This is a genomic window from Castellaniella sp. FW104-7C03, from assembly GCF_040276085.1.
Classification (GTDB): Bacteria; Pseudomonadota; Gammaproteobacteria; order Burkholderiales; family Burkholderiaceae_B; genus Castellaniella.
Map to the genome: position 1 here is coordinate 374,119 of NZ_JBELOK010000001.1, position 16,817 is coordinate 390,935.

Here is a 16,817-nt window from a genome sequence, read left to right on the forward strand (position 1 = left end):
TTAAAAACCGCAACGAGGCGGTGAATCAGGAAAGACGGGATTTGCGGGTGTTGGTGCTGCGGCTGGCAGATGCCCTGGCGGCCGGTTTGCGGCCGGAGGCTTTGGCAGCCGGCTTGCTAGTAGCGGATTTGCTGCGTTTTGGCGCAGCCTTGCGCGCAGCGGCCTTGGGAGAGGTTGCCGCCGCGGTTGCCGCCTGGCCAGCTTCAGCCATTTCATCAATGCTGGCAGCCGTGGCCTCACGCAGATGCTCGAATTGTTGCTGCACGAGGTTCCACCAATCGGAGGCAGCCTGAACATAGGCTTGCCCGCCGGTATCCTCAGCTGCAGATGCGCTGGCGGCCTGCTTATCCTGGGCGCGGCCTTTGGGGGCACCCGCTGAAGCAAACGCGCCACCCGACAAAGATTGCAGGGTTTGCAGCGTGCTGCGCTGAATCTCCAGCCCCTGAATGGTGCTGGCCAGCATGGTGGCATTCAGTTGCAGCCAGTTTTGCACGGTCTGCAGCTCGCGGATGCGCCGTTCGAGGTCTTCAAGAGACATCGACGGCATGCCGGCCGGGGCATCCGGCAACTTGCCGGCCGCCATGTTTTGCCAGGCCTGGCGCATCATGTCCAGGCCCGCCAGCAGCGGGTTGCCGGCTGCCTCGCCTTGTTGGCCAAAGCCCGGAAGCACAAAAGGATTAGAAGAATCTTGAGCCATGATGGTGTTTACCTCCGCCAGCAGCATGCCGGCATGAATCAAACTACAGATCAAGCGCAGCCGACGCCTCCAGGCGCCGACGTAGAGAATCAAGGATACAGAGATCGGCCTCTAGGGTAAAAGCCCCTTGTGTCAGCATCGACCAGAGATCAGGCAGGGCAAGGCAGCGGAATTCAAGCACCTCACCATCCAGATTGGTGGGCGCGGCCGCTGCATCCAGGACGCAGTCACTGACACTGACATTCTCAACCTGATAACCATCCGGCAAGCGCCGGTGCATCCGCAGCACCGTACGCAAAGCCTGATGACCGGAGAGCTCGACGGCAGCCAGCCCGGCTTCTTCGTAGGATTCGCGCAACAGTGCGGCTTCAGGGTCCTCGCCGGCAGACACCAGCCCACCGGACAGGGTGTCCCACAGACCAGGATCGGTGGATTTGTTCAGTGCACGGCGAGCAACCCACAGACGGCCATCCGGCGCCCAGGCATTGAGATGTATTGCGTGGGTCAGCAGGCCCAGCGGCCGAACAGCACCCCGCTCGATGCATCCCAGCAAGCGCCCCTCAGCCACAACGTCAAGCTGCTCGTTGCGCCAGTGGCGGATACGGCCGGCTTTTTGCAAGGCTTCCGCCAGCTCACGCAGCACCGTGTCCAGCCCGGAACGGGCCGCCATCCCGGGATTGACATGAACGGCTTCAGGCTCGATGTGGACCGCGGGGTGATCGGCGATGGCTGTGAGGACAGGACCGCTTATCCAGCCAGCCACACGACTGCACAGCGTGACAGGACGCGCCCCGGGCGGAGGCAACTGCTGCGCGCGACGTACCAGCCGCGCGTTGCGCGCAAGGATGTCGTCGAGGGTAAAAACCGCAGAATCGAGGCTCATCGAAACATTGTAGTGGAAGCCTGAACCGGATAGGGAGAAACCCGGCCACCACGCGGCAAACACCGTTACACTAGGGAAAACAGTAGCCCGCAGAACTGTACAAGCCGCAACGCTTGGCTATAATCCCTTCAAGCTTATAAGGGCATCGCAGGCCGCAATCACTTTGATTTTACGGCCTGACGATCCGATTTATGTGTGCAGGGCCTGTCTTTCCCTCGTGTGTCTTTGACGAAGGTCAACCCGCCCAAAGAACACACTAACCAGAGGGACAACATGAAGATGGTCAGAAGGTTGTTGGGCATGGGTGCGCTGCTGTGGGTAAGCGCTGCAACAGCACAGGTACAGGACATTCCAGGCGGCCCGGCGGTCGACCAAATAAACGTCACACGCGGGGTCACCCCAATCTCCCACGAGATCTACTCGCTGCACTGGATGATCATGATCATCTGTACGATCATCTTCATCGGCGTGTTCGGGACGATGCTGTACTCCATCATCAACCACCGCAAGTCCAAGGGCTACAAGGCTGCAAAGTTTGATGAAAACCTCTCCATAGAGCTCACCTGGACGGTCATCCCGTTCCTGATCATTATCGGCATGGCCATCCCCGCCAGCCAGACGGTCGTCGCCATGAAAGACACCAGTGGCGCCGATCTCACCGTCAAGGTGACGGGCTATCAATGGAAATGGGGCTACGAATACATCGACGGCCCCGCCACTGGTGTGCATTTCCTTTCCACGCTTTCTACCCCGCAAGCGCAAATCGACGGCACAGAGCCCAAAAGCAATACCTACCTGCTCGAAGTCGACAACCCTCTGGTGGTGCCCGTCGACAAAAAAGTTCGTATCGTGCTCACCGCCTCCGACGTCATCCACGCCTGGATGGTTCCTGATTTCGGCGTAAAGCAGGATGCTGTCCCGGGCTACCTGCGGGACACCTGGTTTCGTGCCGAAAAAGTAGGGACATACCGCGGCCAGTGTGCCGAGCTCTGCGGTAAAAACCACGCCTACATGCCTATTGTGGTCGAGGTCAAATCCGCCGAAGACTACGCCAAGTGGGCTGACGAACAAAAATCCAAGATGGCAGCGGTTACCGAAGATCCCAACAAGAAATGGACCAAAGAAGAGCTCGTCGCCAAGGGCAAAGAAGTTTTTGCCGCCAACTGCGTCGCTTGTCACCAGGCCAACGGCCAGGGTATCCCGGGCACCTTCCCAGCACTCAACGGCAGCAAGAACTTTGTTCTGGCGCCCATGAAAGAACAAATCCTCACCGAACTCAACGGCCACCCAGGCACCGCAATGGCGGCGTTCCGTGACCAGCTCAGCGACGTGCAACTGGCTGCTGTCATCACCTATACCCGCAACGCCTGGGATAACGCCGGACAAGGGCCCGACCCCGTCGTCCAGCCCTCGGATGTCAAGGCCCTGCGCTGATGACCCGCACCCCGAACACATCGATTAACTGATATTTCCGCGCCGCCAACGTGCGGCGCGTCCTCGAAGGAGGCAATAATGAGCAGCGTCACCGCAGACCACATTCCGCCCACTGTAGGTCATGACGACCACGCACACCACCACGTTCCAACAGGGTGGCGGCGCTGGGTTTTCGCCACAAACCACAAAGACATCGGAACGATGTACATGATTTTCTCGTTCTGCATGTTGCTTGAGGGCGGCACTCTCGCCCTTTTGTTGCGCACCGAGCTTTTCGAGCCCGGCATCCAGTTCTTCCAGCCAGAGCTCTTCAACCAGTTCACCACCATGCATGGCCTGATCATGATTTTCGGCGCCATCATGCCGGCCTTCGTGGGCTTTGCCAACTGGATGATTCCGCTGCAAATCGGCGCCTCTGACATGGCCTTTGCCCGGATGAACAACTTCAGCTTCTGGCTGTTGCCCGTGGGCGCCATTTTGCTGACTGCCTCGTTCTTCGTGCCGGGCGGTGCCAATGCCTCCGGCTGGACCATGTACGCGCCCTTGTCGCTGCAGATGGGCCCAGGCATGGACTTCGCCATCTTCGCCGTGCACGTGCTGGGCGCCTCGTCCATCATGGGGGCCATCAACATCATCGTCACCATCCTCAATATGCGGGCACCGGGCATGTCCCTCATGAAAATGCCCCTGTTCTGCTGGTCGTGGCTGGTTACCGCCTATCTGCTGCTGGCCGTGATGCCTGTGCTGGCTGCTGCCGTCACCATGCTACTCACCGACCGCCACTTCGGCACACACTTCTTTAACGCTGCGGGCGGCGGCGATCCGGTGCTGTATCAGCATATTTTCTGGTTCTTCGGGCACCCCGAGGTCTACATCATGATCTTGCCGGCCTTCGGCATCGTGTCGCAGATCATCCCCACCTTTGCCCGTAAACGTCTGTTTGGCTACTCCTCCATGGTGTACGCCATCTGCGCCATCGCGATCCTGTCCTTCCTGGTCTGGGCGCACCACATGTTCACCACCGGCATGCCGGTTACCGCACAGCTGTTCTTCATGTACGGCACGATGCTGATTTCCATCCCCACCGGGGTCAAGGTGTTCAACTGGACAGCCACCATGTGGCGCGGCTCCATGACCTTCGAAACCCCCATGCTGTGGGCCATCGGCTTCATCTTCGTGTTTACCATCGGGGGTTTTACGGGTCTGGTGGTAGCCATCGCCCCCATCGACATACAGGCACAAGACACCTACTACGTGGTGGCGCACTTCCACTATGTGCTGGTGGCCGGTTCACTATTTGCGCTCTTTGGCGCGGCCTACTACTGGCTGCCCAAGTGGTGCGGGCACATGTACGACGAACGCCTCGGGAAGCTGCACTTCTGGAGCAGCATGATCTCCTTCAATATCGCGTTCTTCCCGATGCACTTCCTGGGCCTGGCCGGCATGCCACGCCGCTACGCCGACTACGCCGCACAGTTCACCACCTTCCACCAGATTTCCACCATTGGTGCATTCTGGTTCGGGTTCTCGCAACTGATCTTCGTCTGGGCAGTGGTCAAGGCCGTACGCAGCAAAGGCCCCACCGTGGCGGCCAGCCCCTGGGAAAGCGCCGAAGGCCTCGAGTGGACAGTGCCTTCGCCAGCCCCTTATCACACCTTTGTCACGCCGCCGCAATACGAAGGCTGACACCTATAACCACGGACACCTGACATGACCCCTGAACAACGTCGTCGCAATCGCCGCCTGGGATTGATTTTGGGCCTCTTCGCAGTGGCCATCCTGGTCTGGACGTTTGTACGCGCCAACTTGTATGGGGCTGTTGGGTGAGCACAGGTCCTGGCAGTTTCCTGAGATCGCTGCGCACCATTGCCTGGGCATTTTTGGGCTTGCGCAAGCGCTCCGGCCACGACGAAGACCTCTCCCAGATTGGGCCAGGCCATATCGTGGTAGCGGGGTTGCTGGGAGGTCTGGTTTTCGTATTGCTGCTGTTGCTGGCCGTGTGGCTGGTGGCAGCCTAGAACACAAAAAAATCGAGGAGAAGCATCATGACAGTGGCACAGACGGCACATAGCGGCAAGGCTCCTTACTACTACGTCCCGCCCAATTCCGTCCATCCCATCCGTGGCAGCCTCTGCATGCTGGCTACCCTGGTGGGGGCGGCCTTGTGGGTTAACAATTACACCATCGGCCCATGGCTGTGCGCGGCAGGCATCCTGTGTCTGTTCCTCGTGTTGTTTGGCTGGTTTGGTGACGCCATTCGCGAATCCGAAGGCGGGCTTAACAGCCATCACATCGACCGCTCCTATCGCTGGAGCATGACGTGGTTTATTTTCTCCGAGGTGATGTTCTTCTCGGCGTTTTTCGGCGCCCTTTGGTACACCCGCGAAGTCTCCACACCGTGGCTAAGCAACCTGGACACGCAAACACTGCTGTGGCCCGGGTTTACAGGTACCTGGCCCAATTTTGGGCCGGCAGGCACGATTGCTCCATTTGAGTCTGTTGGGCCTTTCTGGCTGCCTACCATCAACACGGCACTGCTGCTTACCTCGGGCCTTACCCTTACCATTGCGCACCACGCACTGCGTGCAGCCAATCGCAGCAAGACCATCGTCTGGCTCGGCATTACCGTGCTGCTGGGCTTCGCCTTTGTGGCCTGCCAGGCATACGAGTACCACCATGCGTACACCGAGCTCAACCTGCGGTTTACTTCAGGGGCATTTGGCGCGCTGTTCTACATGCTTACCGGTTTTCACGGGTTCCACGTGATTCTGGGCGCTACCATGCTAACCGTGATCTGGTTCCGGCTGGTGCGCGGGCACTTTACGCCGAAACATCACTTTGGCTTTGAAGGCGCCGCATGGTATTGGCACTTTGTCGACGTCGTCTGGCTGGGCCTGTATATTTTTGTTTACTGGATTTAAGCTGTTTGGGCGTGTCGGCCTACCTTGCGGTAACCGGCACGCCAGTTGCGTCAATCCATCCCAGGGCATGGGCCAGCAGCAAAAATAAAAACAGCACAATCGACAGCCCGACACGCCAGGTTAAGGCCCAGGCCATCCGGTTGCTGCCACCACGGTCCTGCATCAAAAAGATCAGGGCTGAGCCCAGACTGGCGACGATCGCCAGAAACAGGATGACAATCAGCACTTTCATGGATAGTTTCCTTTATGACCCAGCAGCATCCCACATCACGGACCAAGGCCTGGGTAGCCATCGTGTTGCTGGTTGTGCTGGGCTCAATTTGTATCGCAGCCGCCCAATGGCAGCTGCGTCGTGCCCACACCCGTGAAGCCATCCATGCCGCCCGCCTGGCGGGCCAGCAGGCAGCACCGCTGGTTCTTTCTGCTTCGCAAACCGATGGCCCCGATTGGCATCGTGCCACTGTACGGGGCCACTGGCTTAATCCCTTAACTGTACTGCTGGATAATCGTAACCTAAAGGGCCGGCCCGGCTTTTGGGTAGCCACTCCACTGGCACTGCAGGATGCTGCACAAACGGTCGTGCTGGTATTGCGTGGCTGGTTACCGCGCCCGATGCCGCCTGCACAATTGCCTTCGCTGTATGCCACTGAAGGCCTGGTGACAATAAACGGCACGCTGTTGCATCATATTCCCCGCCTGCTGGATCTGGGCGTCTTTACAGGCACGCCGGATAACACCTTGCCTCAGCCGTTTCCGCCTGCAGACGGCACAGTGCCGGCCCTGCAGAATTTGTCGCTGGACGCCTTTGCCAAAGCCACCGGCCTCACGGTATTGCCCGTGATTATCCAGCAATCCCCCACCAAGGATGCCGGCTTGATCCAGGAGTGGCCCGGTCCCTCGGAAAACGCTGGCCAAAACTACAACTATGCGCTGCAATGGTCCAGTTTTGCAGCCATCGCCCTGATCGCAGCAGCCATCACACTATGGCGCACCCTGCGACGCAAATCTCTCTCTACTTCGGACGATTCCCTCTCATGACCACCACGACTGCCCGACACCGCTCGATGATGCCGGTGTATGCCATTTTGCTGATCAGCATCGCCCCCGTGGTCTTTGCCCTGCTCGCCTACTATGCCCCGTCTCTTGGGCTGCGCCCGCCTTCAAAACCTCATTATGGTCAACTCATCGAGCCCCAAAGAGAAATCCCCAAGCAACTGTCCTTGCACGAGCTTGACGGCAAACCCTACGATCTGAATCAGCTCAAGGGCCAGTGGATCCTGCTCAGCACAGGCCCGGGCGCATGCCCGGAAACCTGCGTGCGCGGACTGTTCGTGCTGCGTAATTCGCACGCCAGTCAGGGCAAAGAGGTTGATCGCATCAACCGCATCCTGCTGGTTACTGATGACGCCCCCGTTGCACCGGTTGTTGCGGAGGCTTATGTCGGTACTCATGTGTTGCGGGCCGACCCCGCACAACTGGCTGCCTGGTTGGTGCCGGATGCGGCAGACCCCACCGCAGCCTTGTCCACCGGCATGTGGATCATCGACCCACTCGGGCACCTGATGATGATGTTTCCTGACGGCCAGGATCCTGAAGGCGTACGCGACGATATCCGCGTGCTGCTTAAAAATTCGCGCATCGGCTAAGGCGTTTACGTGGCGCACCACACTTCACAGCCTGCATCAACCGCAACGGCGGCTGCATCCAAAGGAATCCGAACCTACCGGACGCTTGTCTTTCTGGCTGCGTTCCTGACTTTCGATCTGATCATGTTTGGCGCCTTCGTGCGCCTGACCGACTCGGGTCTGGGCTGTCCCGACTGGCCCGGCTGCTATGGTCATTTCACGCCGCTGGGGGCACATGCCTCTATTCAGCAAGCCCTCGAAGCCATGCCCTACGGCCCGGTTAGCGCGTTTCAGGCCTGGATCGAGATGATCCACCGCTATGCGGGGGCCATCCTGGGCATGCTGATCATCGGCTTTATGGTCCTAGCCTGGCGTCTGCGGCGCAGCCTGCCCTACCGCCCCACGCTGGCAACCGTGATTTTTGGGCTGGTGTGCCTGCAAGGGGCATTTGGCGCCTGGACAGTCACCCATCGCCTGATGCCCGTGGTGGTGACCACGCACCTGGTGTTGGGCATGAGCCTTCTGGCCATGCTGACCTGGCTTGCTGCACGTGAGAAGTCCCATGCAGCAGTACCTGCGCACGCCGGTAACGGCCGTATCTGGATGGTATTGGGCTTTATCGTACTGTTTTTGCAGCTGGCCCTGGGTGGTTGGGTAAGCACCAACTACGCAGCGCTGGCCTGCATGGATTTCCCCACCTGCCATGGCGCCTGGCTACCCACCATGGACTTTGACAGCGGCTTTGCATTGCTGCGCGGCCTGGGCCAGGCCTCCTCGGGCGAAATCATCAGCCAGGACGCCCTGACGGCCATCCACTGGACCCATCGCAATTTCGCCTTTCTGGTCATTGCCCTGTTGGGTGTTCTGGCCTGGCGCTGGCGCCATACCTCCGGCCTGAAAGGCCCCGCACGCGCCCTGCTGGCACTGCTGGCACTGCAATTGCTTACCGGCCTCACCACGATTTTCTTCCAATGGCCGCTACTGATTGCCGTGATCCACAATGGCGGGGCAGCCGCTTTGGTACTGATCAGCACCACACTGCTGTGGCGTCTGTCCCGAGCAGGGAAACCCCCTAGCGGCAGAGGCCATCAACACGCCTAGAATGACACCATGACAAGCACCACTGCCAACCCGCATTCCTCTTCACCTTCGCTGCTGCATCAATATCTGGTGCTTACCAAACCACGCGTCACCCAGCTGGCCGTGTTTTGCGCCGTTATCGGCATGTTTCTGGCAGTGCCCGGCCTGCCCGATCTCCTGCGCGTTGCGGCCGCTACCGCGGGTATCTGGCTGCTGGCTGCAGCGGCATTTTCAGTCAATTGCCTGATCGAGCGCGAAACCGATGCCCGCATGCGGCGCACGGCCCGGCGTGCCACGGCATCTGGCGAAATCACCCCAAATCAGGTGCTGCTGATGGCCGGTGTGCTGGGCGGCGCGGGCATGTTCATTCTCAATATGTGGGTCAATGCCCTCACCATGTGGCTTACGTTTGCCACTTTTGTGGGCTATGCCCTTATCTACACCGCCATCCTCAAGCCGCTTACCCCGCAAAACATCGTCATCGGGGGCTTCTCGGGCGCCATGCCGCCGGCGCTGGGCTGGGCTGCCATGGCCGATGCCGTACCCGCCGAGGCCTGGATTCTTGTCCTCATCATCTTCATCTGGACACCACCCCACTTCTGGGCGCTGGCCCTGTATCGCCACCACGACTACGAAGAATCCGGCCTGCCCATGCTGCCGGTTACCCATGGGATGAATTTCACGCAGTTGCACGTCCTGCTTTACAGCGTCGTGCTGTTTGCCGCATCGCTGCTGCCGTATGTCATCCGCATGAGCGGCCCGGCCTATCTCGTCGCCGCCTGCCTGCTCAGTGGCTACTTCGTCTGGCAGTCCTGGGGGGTGTATCGCCACTATTCCGACGCCAGAGCGCGTAAACTGTTCTGGTACTCGATTTTGTATCTGGCGCTGCTTTTTGCAGCACTGCTTCTGGATCACTGGGTCGGGTTGGCACTGGCAACCTAACCCTCTGCGTCCTCGGGGCCAGCCCAGCCCCCTGGCCACATAGGTAATGTATGTCTGTCTCTTTTTTACCTGCCCGCCGCACCGTGCTGGCAGGCTTGCTTGCAAGCGTTCCATTGGCCCTGCTGGGCTGCTCCTCCGAAGCCAAGCCCCTGCCCTTCGAAGGCAGCGACATCACCGGTACCCACTTGGGCCGCGATCTCGACATGACCGACACCCATGGTCAGCACAAAACACTGGCCGATTTTTCCGGCAAGGTGCTGATGGTGTTCTTTGGCTACACGCAATGCCCCGATGTCTGCCCCACAGCCATGGCACAGGCGGCACAGGCACTGCAACTGCTGGGCAAAGACGCCAGCAAGGTGCAGGTCATCATGATTTCTGTGGATCCCGCCCGCGACACCCCACCGGTGCTGCAAGCTTATGTGCAGGTATTTGATCCCAATTTCATTGGCCTTACCGGCACGCCAGAGCAACTCGAGAAAACCGCGCGGTCATTTAAGGCGTTTTACGCCAAAGAAGCCGGGCCAACCCCCGAGCAATACGCCATGAACCACTCGTCGGCGTTTTACCTGATGGATATTCAGGGCGAAGCCCGTGCGCTGCTGGGGCCTTCGTTAACCCCCGAAGACATGGCCCACGACATCAAGCTTTTGCTGTAGTGCCTGCCGCATCGTCTGCCGCCGGCGGCTCTGTCGTCAAAGTTGGCAAGGGCTCATGTTGGCGCTCACCCGACTCAAACTGCCGCCAAACCTCCACTGCACGCATCCGCTGACGCACAATCGTATCGATCTTGTCACGCAAGGCGGGCAAGCTGGCCACCAGTTTCTTGAAGTCGCGCTCGTGCAGCATCAGCAGGCGGCTATAGCCCAAAGAGCGGACCCGCGCCTGAAAATCATGATCCATGGCCAAGGCCATTTCGCCAAAGATCTGGCCACTGCCAAGCTCTGCCGTGGTGTTATCGGGCAAATCCAGCACCACGGCCCCAGACGCCACAAAGTACATGGCACGGCTACGCCCCACCCGCGTAGGGACGTCTTGCCCGGGAAACGCCAGGCGTGGTTTAAGCACCTTGCAGATGGCAGATCTGGTGGCGTCATCCAGCCCCTCAAAGAAGCTTACCTTCTCAACCAGCGCCTCGGCCGTCAAGGCAATATCCAGCGCACCGTGCCGTTCAAGGGGGGCCCAGCGGGTTTCCACTTGCTTGACGAGATCGGAATAGGTTTCACCACTGATCAGGTTTTGAGCCAACATGTCGCGATAGCGTAGGCGCTCCATTGAACGCGCCATCCGTGCCAGATAGGCCTCCTGCAAATGCTGGGCATAGCCCGGATACTGCAAGGTCATGGCCTGCAGCGCACCCTCAAGCAAAGCCAGCCGCCGCCGATGTGCATCGATAATGATCTTGGTCACATCAGGGCCCAGCAAAGGCTGCACGTCATCACGCGCAAAGCGGATCAGGCGGTGAGCCACGGCCCACTTGCTCATCAGATTGGTGAAGCGTTGAGCCAACGCCTGAGCCAGCCAAAATGGCCGGCCGGTAATGTGATGCAGCCGAAGCGCAACCCGCAATGTGGTCGCATACCGTAAATCGCCCTCCAGTGCGGATTCGAAGCCGGCCAGGCCACCTGTACGCACCGCATCTCCCATGCGTTCTGCACGGGCCAGAAGGGATTCTGCCGTGCGCCAATCCACCACCTGGGCCTTGAGCGTCTCGAAGAACATTTCTTCCTCGCGCCCAGCCAGGATCCCCATCCCCACAGCCACTTTTTGCTCTTGGGTGAGCTGATGCACCTGTGCCGTGTCTATCCCTGCCTGGCTGGCATCAAAGACGGCACTCAGGCGGTCGAGCACTTCTTGCCCGATATGCTCATTGCGCCCGATTTCATCGATACGCTCGCGCAGGGCTTCGAGCTCGACGATCTGGGCCTGGTCGCGCAAGGTGCGATCGATCACCGACAGTTGATCCAAGCCCAGCCGGGCGATCAGGGGTCGCAAGGTAAGCCCATTGATGAAAAGCGTCATCAACACGAAACCGGTGGTGACCACCGCAATAAACTGACGCGCCTCGTGCGGCACGGCTGGCTGCTCGGTAACCGCCAAAGCCAAAGCCAGCGACACTGCGCCACGCAAGCCGCCCAACAGCATCACCGCCCGGTAGGCGGGGCTTACCTGCGTGCTTAAACGCAGGCGCCCCAGCAAGGGCAGCAATCCATACACCATCACGGCACGGGCAAACAGGGTTGCCACAAACACCACCAGGATAAGAAAGACTTGCATCCAGGTGATCTCCGCCATCATCCGAGGAATCAGCATGGCGGCAAACAGAAAGATCAGCGAATTGGCCCAAAAGCCAAACTGTGCCCAGGCGCCTTCCAACTGTTCAAAGGTGGTGGGAGACATCCGTGTACGGCCATTTGACCCCACCACCAAGCCGGCAATCACAGTAGCCACCACGCCCGAAACACCCAGGTAATGCTCGGCGATAAAGAACGTGAGATAGGCCAATGCCACGGTAAGCGTTACTTCAGCAGCAGGCCAGCCCCGCAGCCAGCCAAATAGTGTCGTGGCCAGACGCCCCATCGCAAAACCAGCCAGGCCTCCGCCCACGAAGCTGAGCACAAAGCTGCGAGCCACTTGGGTCATGGAGACTTCGCCGCCTGTAAACATCACGCTGAGCAGCACCGAGTACAGTGCAATCGACGCGGCATCATTGAACAGGGACTCGCCCTCGACCAGCGTCGTGAGACGTCGCGGCGCCCCCACCTCGCGAAAGATCCCGACCACGGCCACAGGATCAGTTGTGGCAACAATGGCGCCCAGCATCAGGCAGACAATCAGCCCGTATTGTGAAATGGCTGAGATCGAAAAGCCCACCACCACGGTGCACACCACCACTGCAACAATGGCCATGACCAGAATCGGACTGAGGTCATCCATCAGCCGCCTGATATTCATGGCCAACGCAGTCTCGAAGAGCAGCACCGGCAAAAAAACATAGAGGAAGGTTTCGGACGAGATCTCGAAATGCTGGAGAGAATCGAGGAAATCGGCGACAACGCCAGGCGCCCAGCCATGTACGTGGATGATGACACCCAGCACAAACCCCACAATGGCCAGTAGAACCGAGTAAGGCAGGCGTAGACGCCCAGCCAGGGGTGGCATAAATGAAATAAGGGCCAGCAAGCCGGCCAGGCCAAAGACCAGAAGGCCTATTTTCATGATGACTGAACAGGTTTCGGTACGTCAGTATGCCACGTGGCACCACTGGGCAAAAAAAAGGATGCCAAAGAAGGCATCCTGTGAACATCCGGCTCGATAGGGAGGGGAAGAGGAGAAGCTGAACCGGACGACAGGCAGCGCACGGCCAGCAAGCCTGGCAACTGCCCATATCCAGTTAGTCTGGTGTCTGTACGAAAGGTTCAGCGCTTTACCACGTCGAGATGTAAATGATCGTGACAGCACCCGTGGCCTCAGGCTGAGACCGGCCACCAGGACGTGCCCTCAGGCTGCCTGAAAATCCGGTTGCTGATCGGCCAATGCCAAGCGAAGTTTTTTAAGTGCAGCAGCCTCGATCTGGCGGACACGTTCGGCAGAGATGCCATACTGGGCGGCCAGCTCGTGCAAGGTGGCACCGCCATCATCGGCCAGCCAACGAGACTTGACGATGTGCTGCGAGCGCTCGTCAAGTGTGTCAAGCGCATCTGCAAGACCCTGGCTTTGCAGGGTATCCATGCTGCGGCGGGCCAAAACCTGATCGGGGGCCTGTGAGACATCCGAGAGCCAGCCGATCGGTGCGAAATGGTCTTCGTCTCCTGCGGGTGCATCCAGGGCGCAATCGCCACCAGACAACCGGACTTCCATTTCGGCAACGTCCTCCTGGCGCACATTCAGCTCGCGGGCAATGTCTTCCATCTGGTCTGGCGCCAGAGAGTGGCCATCTGGCCGCATGCGCCGCAGATTGAAGAACAGCTTGCGCTGAGCCTTGGTGGTGGCAATCTTTACCAAACGCCAGTTACGAACCACGTATTCGTGGATCTCTGCGCGGATCCAGTGCACGGCAAAGGAAACCAGTCGCACTCCGCGATCGGGATCGAACCGGCGCACCGCTTTCATCAGCCCGATATTGCCCTCCTGGATGAGGTCGGCATGTGCCAGACCATACCCCAAGTACTGACGCGCCACCGAAACGACCAGCCGCAGATGCGACAGGACAAGTTCTCGGGCAGCGTCAAGATCGTTGCCGTCACGCAAGCGGTGGCCGAGATCGGCTTCTTGCTTGGCGGACAATATCGGCAAACGATTAACGGCACCAATGTAAGCTTCAATGGTGCCCAAAGCGCCTGGGTTGGAGATGGCCTGCGCAAGCTGGGCCGGCGCCAACACCAGGGAGGATGATGTGTGGCTCATGTGGCAATCCTTTGGGAGACGGGTTTTATGTTAGCACTCTATGTGGCGGAGTGCTAATTTCCTTGCAATGTGGGTTGGACAATAGGCAGGCGGGAAAGTTCCGTCACCGACACGGCTGCAAGCCGGGTCAGGGCAGTTCGAGATCCGCCACCAAGGGGGCGTGATCTGACAGCTTTTTCCAGGGGGCGCCATGCAGTACCCGCGCACGGCGCACAGCAAATCCCCGCTGGTAGATGCGGTCGAGGCGCAACCACGGAAACACCGACGGAAAAGTACGTGGCGGCGGTGTCAGGCGGGCGGCATTCCCCGACATCGACAGGACTGGCGAGGGGCCTATCTGAGACCCCGACAGCCACGGCATCCGCGAACGCAGCTGCGCCACGCGATGACGCAGGCGATAGATTTCATCCGCGCCCTGAGGCGCGGCTGCAAACACTTCGACCAACCCCAGCTGCTGAACGAACAGAGGCGCCAGACGATTGTTCCAATCGTTGAAGTCGCCCGCAATGAGCAGGGGTTCATTATCAGGCACCAGGCGGGCAATGCGGTCGGCCAGCGCCTGCACCTGGCGGGTTCGCCCGCCTGCCAGCAGGCCCAGGTGCACCACAATGCAATGCACCCGTGACTGCTCGACCTGCACGACACCATGCAACAGCCCACGCTGTTCAAGGCGGTGATCGGAGATATCCTGGTTCTCGTGGTACAGAATGGGAAACCGCGACAACAGGGCATTGCCATGGTCTGTCGCGGTACGAATGGCATTACGGCCATACGCGGCATCCATATGCATGGCTGCCGCCAGGGATTCGTGTTGCGCATCCAGGCTGCCCTGGCGTTGGTTGCGCCCCTGCACCTCTTGCAAAAACAGGAGGTCGGGGCGCAGTCCGTAGAGCCCCAGCCGCAAATCTGACAGCGACTCATGTCCACCCGAGGCCGAGCGCCCCTTGTGAATGTTGTAGCTGATGACCCGCACGACTGGCATGACCCGGCGCTCCTGGCTTACTTGGCCTCGGTCTGGCGCAGACGGATATGCAGTTCTCGAAGCTGCTTTTCGTCGACGGGAGACGGCGCCTGAACGAGGAGGTCTTGTGCCCGCTGGGTTTTGGGAAACGCGATGACGTCGCGGATAGAATCCGCGCCGGCCATCAGGGTAACCAGGCGATCCAGACCGAAGGCCAGGCCACCATGCGGCGGTGCGCCAAACTGCAGGGCATCCAGCAAGAAGCCAAACTTGGCACGTGCCTCTTCTTCGTCAATCTTGAGCGCTTTAAACACCTTGGTTTGAACATCAGCACGGTGGATACGCTCGGAGCCACCACCGACTTCCCAGCCATTCATGACCATATCGTAGGCTCGGGCCAATGCCTTGCCAGGATCGGTTTCGAGGAAGTCTTCGTGGCCTGCCTTTGGGCAGGTAAACGGGTGATGTGCCGCGGTATAGCGGTTTTCAGCCTCATCGTACTCGAACATGGGGAAATCCACCACCCAGAGCGGCTTCCAGCCAGCCTGGAACAAACCATGCTGACGACCGAACTCGCTGAGGCCAATTTTGACCCGCAAGGCGCCAATGGCGTCGTTGACCACTTTGCTACGATCCGCACCAAAAAAGATGAGGTCGCCATTTTGGGCACCAGTACGCTGGATCAGACCTTGCAGCGCCTGGGCGTGAATATTTTTGACGATCGGCGACTGCAGGCCCTCGGGGATGGCCGAGGCGTCGTTGACCTTGATGTAAGCCAGACCACGGGCACCATAGATACCAACAAACTGGGTGTAGGCATCGATTTCGCTGCGCGGCATGCTGGCGCCACCCGGCACCCGCAAGGCCACCACGCGGCAGGCCGGATCTTTGGCCGGGCCGGAAAACACCTTGAAATCCACATCCTGCATCAGGTCGGCCACATCAGTGAACTCGAGATTGATACGCAGATCGGGTTTATCGGACCCATAGCGACGCATGGCCTCGCCCCAGCCCATCACAGGGAAGGTATCGGGCAGTGCAACATCCAGCACCTGACGGTAGATCTCACGAACCATGCCCTCGAAGATCTCACGGATCTCGACTTCGTTGAGGAAGGAGGTTTCACAATCGATCTGGGTGAATTCGGGTTGCCGGTCGGCGCGGAGATCTTCGTCGCGGAAGCACTTGGTGATCTGGTAGTAACGATCGAAACCGGCGACCATCAACATTTGCTTGAACAACTGCGGCGACTGCGGCAGGGCAAAGAACTCGCCCGGATTGACGCGCGACGGCACCAGATAATCACGTGCACCTTCGGGGGTGCTGCGCGTGAGCATCGGGGTTTCGATGTCGATGAAGCCCAGCTTATCCAGATAGTTGCGCGCCACCATCGACACCCGATAGCGCAGCATCAGATTGCGTTGCATCTGCGGCCGGCGCAGATCAAGTACCCGGTGCGTCAGGCGCGTGGTTTCAGACAGATTGTCATCGTCCAGCTGGAACGGCGGGGTAACTGAAGGATTAAGGATTTCGAGCTCGCGGCAGAGAATCTCAACATCACCCGATTGAAGATCGGGATTGCGCGTGCCCTCGGGGCGCATGCGCACCAGACCCGTAATCCGCAGGCAGTACTCGTTGCGGATACGTTCTGCTGTGCCAAATGCGGCCTGATTGTCGGGATCAACCACGATTTGTGCCAGACCGGCACGATCGCGCAGATCGATGAAGATCACGCCGCCGTGGTCACGACGACGATGCACCCAGCCAAACAAAGTGACGGTCTGGTCGAGGTGGGATTTGGACACCTCACCGGTGTAGCAGGTACGGTTCAAGAAAAACTCCGGGAAATTTGAAAGCAATACTGCCG

17 protein-coding genes are annotated in these 16,817 nt (G+C 59.4%); 10 read left to right on the forward strand and 7 right to left on the reverse strand.

Annotation, left to right across the window (positions count from 1 at the left end; translation table 11 throughout):
* Positions 1-25: 25 nt before the first annotated feature.
* Both ABS758_RS01725 and ABS758_RS01730 read right to left on the reverse strand, forming a co-directional pair.
* Entirely contained in the window at positions 26-697 is a 672-nt protein-coding gene (locus ABS758_RS01725; protein ID WP_350380082.1) for a PhaM family polyhydroxyalkanoate granule multifunctional regulatory protein, read from the reverse strand.
* A 43-nt stretch (positions 698-740) separates the two neighbouring features.
* Positions 741-1,580 carry an NUDIX hydrolase gene (locus ABS758_RS01730; protein ID WP_350380084.1) on the reverse strand — a complete coding sequence of 280 codons (840 nt, stop codon included), beginning with the start codon at positions 1,578-1,580 and terminating at the stop codon, positions 741-743.
* Positions 1,581-1,853: 273 nt separating this feature from the next.
* Between ABS758_RS01730 and coxB the strand changes: the two genes are divergently transcribed.
* The 5 genes from coxB (at position 1,854) to ABS758_RS01755 (ending at position 5,935) form a co-directional block, all read left to right on the forward strand.
* A complete protein-coding gene (gene coxB, locus ABS758_RS01735) occupies positions 1,854-3,014 on the forward strand; it encodes a cytochrome c oxidase subunit II (protein ID WP_350380086.1) in 1,161 nt (386 codons plus the stop codon).
* A gap of 78 nt (positions 3,015-3,092) precedes the next feature.
* Complete coding sequence (gene ctaD / locus ABS758_RS01740; RefSeq protein WP_350380088.1) at positions 3,093-4,700, forward strand: cytochrome c oxidase subunit I; 1,608 nt, start codon at positions 3,093-3,095, stop codon at positions 4,698-4,700.
* 24 nt (positions 4,701-4,724) lie between these two features.
* On the forward strand, positions 4,725-4,841 hold the full coding sequence (locus ABS758_RS01745; protein WP_350380090.1) for a cytochrome oxidase small assembly protein: 117 nt from the start codon (positions 4,725-4,727) through the stop codon (positions 4,839-4,841).
* Complete coding sequence (locus ABS758_RS01750; RefSeq protein WP_350380093.1) at positions 4,838-5,032, forward strand: DUF2970 domain-containing protein; 195 nt, start codon at positions 4,838-4,840, stop codon at positions 5,030-5,032. The genes ABS758_RS01745 and ABS758_RS01750 overlap by 4 nt, the downstream gene beginning before the upstream one ends.
* 27 nt (positions 5,033-5,059) lie before the next feature.
* Positions 5,060-5,935 carry a cytochrome c oxidase subunit 3 gene (locus ABS758_RS01755; RefSeq protein ID WP_350380096.1) on the forward strand — a complete coding sequence of 292 codons (876 nt, stop codon included), beginning with the start codon at positions 5,060-5,062 and terminating at the stop codon, positions 5,933-5,935.
* Positions 5,936-5,954: 19 nt separating this feature from the next.
* Here ABS758_RS01755 and ABS758_RS01760 read toward each other — a convergent pair whose 3' ends face one another.
* Entirely contained in the window at positions 5,955-6,167 is a 213-nt protein-coding gene (locus ABS758_RS01760; RefSeq protein ID WP_350380098.1) for a twin transmembrane helix small protein, read from the reverse strand.
* Between the two features lie 14 nt (positions 6,168-6,181).
* Between ABS758_RS01760 and ABS758_RS01765 the strand changes: the two genes are divergently transcribed.
* From ABS758_RS01765 to ABS758_RS01785, 5 genes are all read left to right on the forward strand, one after another.
* Positions 6,182-6,973: an SURF1 family protein gene (locus ABS758_RS01765; protein WP_350380100.1), complete on the forward strand. Its 792-nt coding sequence runs from the start codon at positions 6,182-6,184 to the stop codon at positions 6,971-6,973.
* Positions 6,970-7,581, forward strand: a complete 612-nt coding sequence (locus tag ABS758_RS01770; RefSeq protein ID WP_350380103.1) for an SCO family protein — start codon at positions 6,970-6,972, stop codon at positions 7,579-7,581. The genes ABS758_RS01765 and ABS758_RS01770 overlap by 4 nt, the downstream gene beginning before the upstream one ends.
* Positions 7,582-7,647: 66 nt before the next feature.
* Complete coding sequence (locus ABS758_RS01775; protein WP_350380243.1) at positions 7,648-8,661, forward strand: COX15/CtaA family protein; 1,014 nt, start codon at positions 7,648-7,650, stop codon at positions 8,659-8,661.
* 9 nt (positions 8,662-8,670) lie between these two features.
* The gene (gene cyoE / locus ABS758_RS01780) at positions 8,671-9,582 is read left to right on the forward strand and encodes a heme o synthase (RefSeq protein ID WP_350380105.1); all 912 of its coding nucleotides are present in this window, start codon (positions 8,671-8,673) and stop codon (positions 9,580-9,582) included.
* 50 nt (positions 9,583-9,632) lie between these two features.
* Complete coding sequence (locus tag ABS758_RS01785) at positions 9,633-10,241, forward strand: SCO family protein (protein WP_350380107.1); 609 nt, start codon at positions 9,633-9,635, stop codon at positions 10,239-10,241.
* Here ABS758_RS01785 and ABS758_RS01790 read toward each other — a convergent pair.
* From ABS758_RS01790 to aspS, 4 genes are all read right to left on the reverse strand, one after another.
* Positions 10,225-12,801 carry a cation:proton antiporter gene (locus ABS758_RS01790; RefSeq protein WP_350380110.1) on the reverse strand — a complete coding sequence of 859 codons (2,577 nt, stop codon included), beginning with the start codon at positions 12,799-12,801 and terminating at the stop codon, positions 10,225-10,227. The two genes, ABS758_RS01785 and ABS758_RS01790, sit on opposite strands and share 17 nt — an antisense overlap.
* Positions 12,802-13,083: 282 nt before the next feature.
* Entirely contained in the window at positions 13,084-13,989 is a 906-nt protein-coding gene (gene rpoH / locus ABS758_RS01795) for an RNA polymerase sigma factor RpoH (RefSeq protein ID WP_350380113.1), read from the reverse strand.
* 127 nt (positions 13,990-14,116) lie between these two features.
* Entirely contained in the window at positions 14,117-14,971 is an 855-nt protein-coding gene (locus ABS758_RS01800) for an endonuclease/exonuclease/phosphatase family protein (RefSeq protein ID WP_350380116.1), read from the reverse strand.
* A gap of 17 nt (positions 14,972-14,988) precedes the next feature.
* On the reverse strand, positions 14,989-16,782 hold the full coding sequence (gene aspS / locus ABS758_RS01805; RefSeq protein WP_350380118.1) for an aspartate--tRNA ligase: 1,794 nt from the start codon (positions 16,780-16,782) through the stop codon (positions 14,989-14,991).
* Positions 16,783-16,817 lie beyond the last annotated feature (35 nt).

Coding starts and splice junctions, on each gene's coding strand:
- ABS758_RS01725 (WP_350380082.1), bottom strand. CDS start 697: ATGGCTCAAGATTCTTCTAATCCTTTTGTGCTTCCGGGCTTTGGCCAA.
- ABS758_RS01730 (WP_350380084.1), bottom strand. CDS start 1,580: ATGAGCCTCGATTCTGCGGTTTTTACCCTCGACGACATCCTTGCGCGC.
- coxB (WP_350380086.1), top strand. CDS start 1,854: ATGAAGATGGTCAGAAGGTTGTTGGGCATGGGTGCGCTGCTGTGGGTA.
- ctaD (WP_350380088.1), top strand. CDS start 3,093: ATGAGCAGCGTCACCGCAGACCACATTCCGCCCACTGTAGGTCATGAC.
- ABS758_RS01745 (WP_350380090.1), top strand. CDS start 4,725: ATGACCCCTGAACAACGTCGTCGCAATCGCCGCCTGGGATTGATTTTG.
- ABS758_RS01755 (WP_350380096.1), top strand. CDS start 5,060: ATGACAGTGGCACAGACGGCACATAGCGGCAAGGCTCCTTACTACTAC.
- ABS758_RS01760 (WP_350380098.1), bottom strand. CDS start 6,167: ATGAAAGTGCTGATTGTCATCCTGTTTCTGGCGATCGTCGCCAGTCTG.
- ABS758_RS01765 (WP_350380100.1), top strand. CDS start 6,182: ATGACCCAGCAGCATCCCACATCACGGACCAAGGCCTGGGTAGCCATC.
- ABS758_RS01770 (WP_350380103.1), top strand. CDS start 6,970: ATGACCACCACGACTGCCCGACACCGCTCGATGATGCCGGTGTATGCC.
- cyoE (WP_350380105.1), top strand. CDS start 8,671: ATGACAAGCACCACTGCCAACCCGCATTCCTCTTCACCTTCGCTGCTG.
- ABS758_RS01785 (WP_350380107.1), top strand. CDS start 9,633: ATGTCTGTCTCTTTTTTACCTGCCCGCCGCACCGTGCTGGCAGGCTTG.
- ABS758_RS01790 (WP_350380110.1), bottom strand. CDS start 12,801: ATGAAAATAGGCCTTCTGGTCTTTGGCCTGGCCGGCTTGCTGGCCCTT.
- rpoH (WP_350380113.1), bottom strand. CDS start 13,989: ATGAGCCACACATCATCCTCCCTGGTGTTGGCGCCGGCCCAGCTTGCG.
- ABS758_RS01800 (WP_350380116.1), bottom strand. CDS start 14,971: ATGCCAGTCGTGCGGGTCATCAGCTACAACATTCACAAGGGGCGCTCG.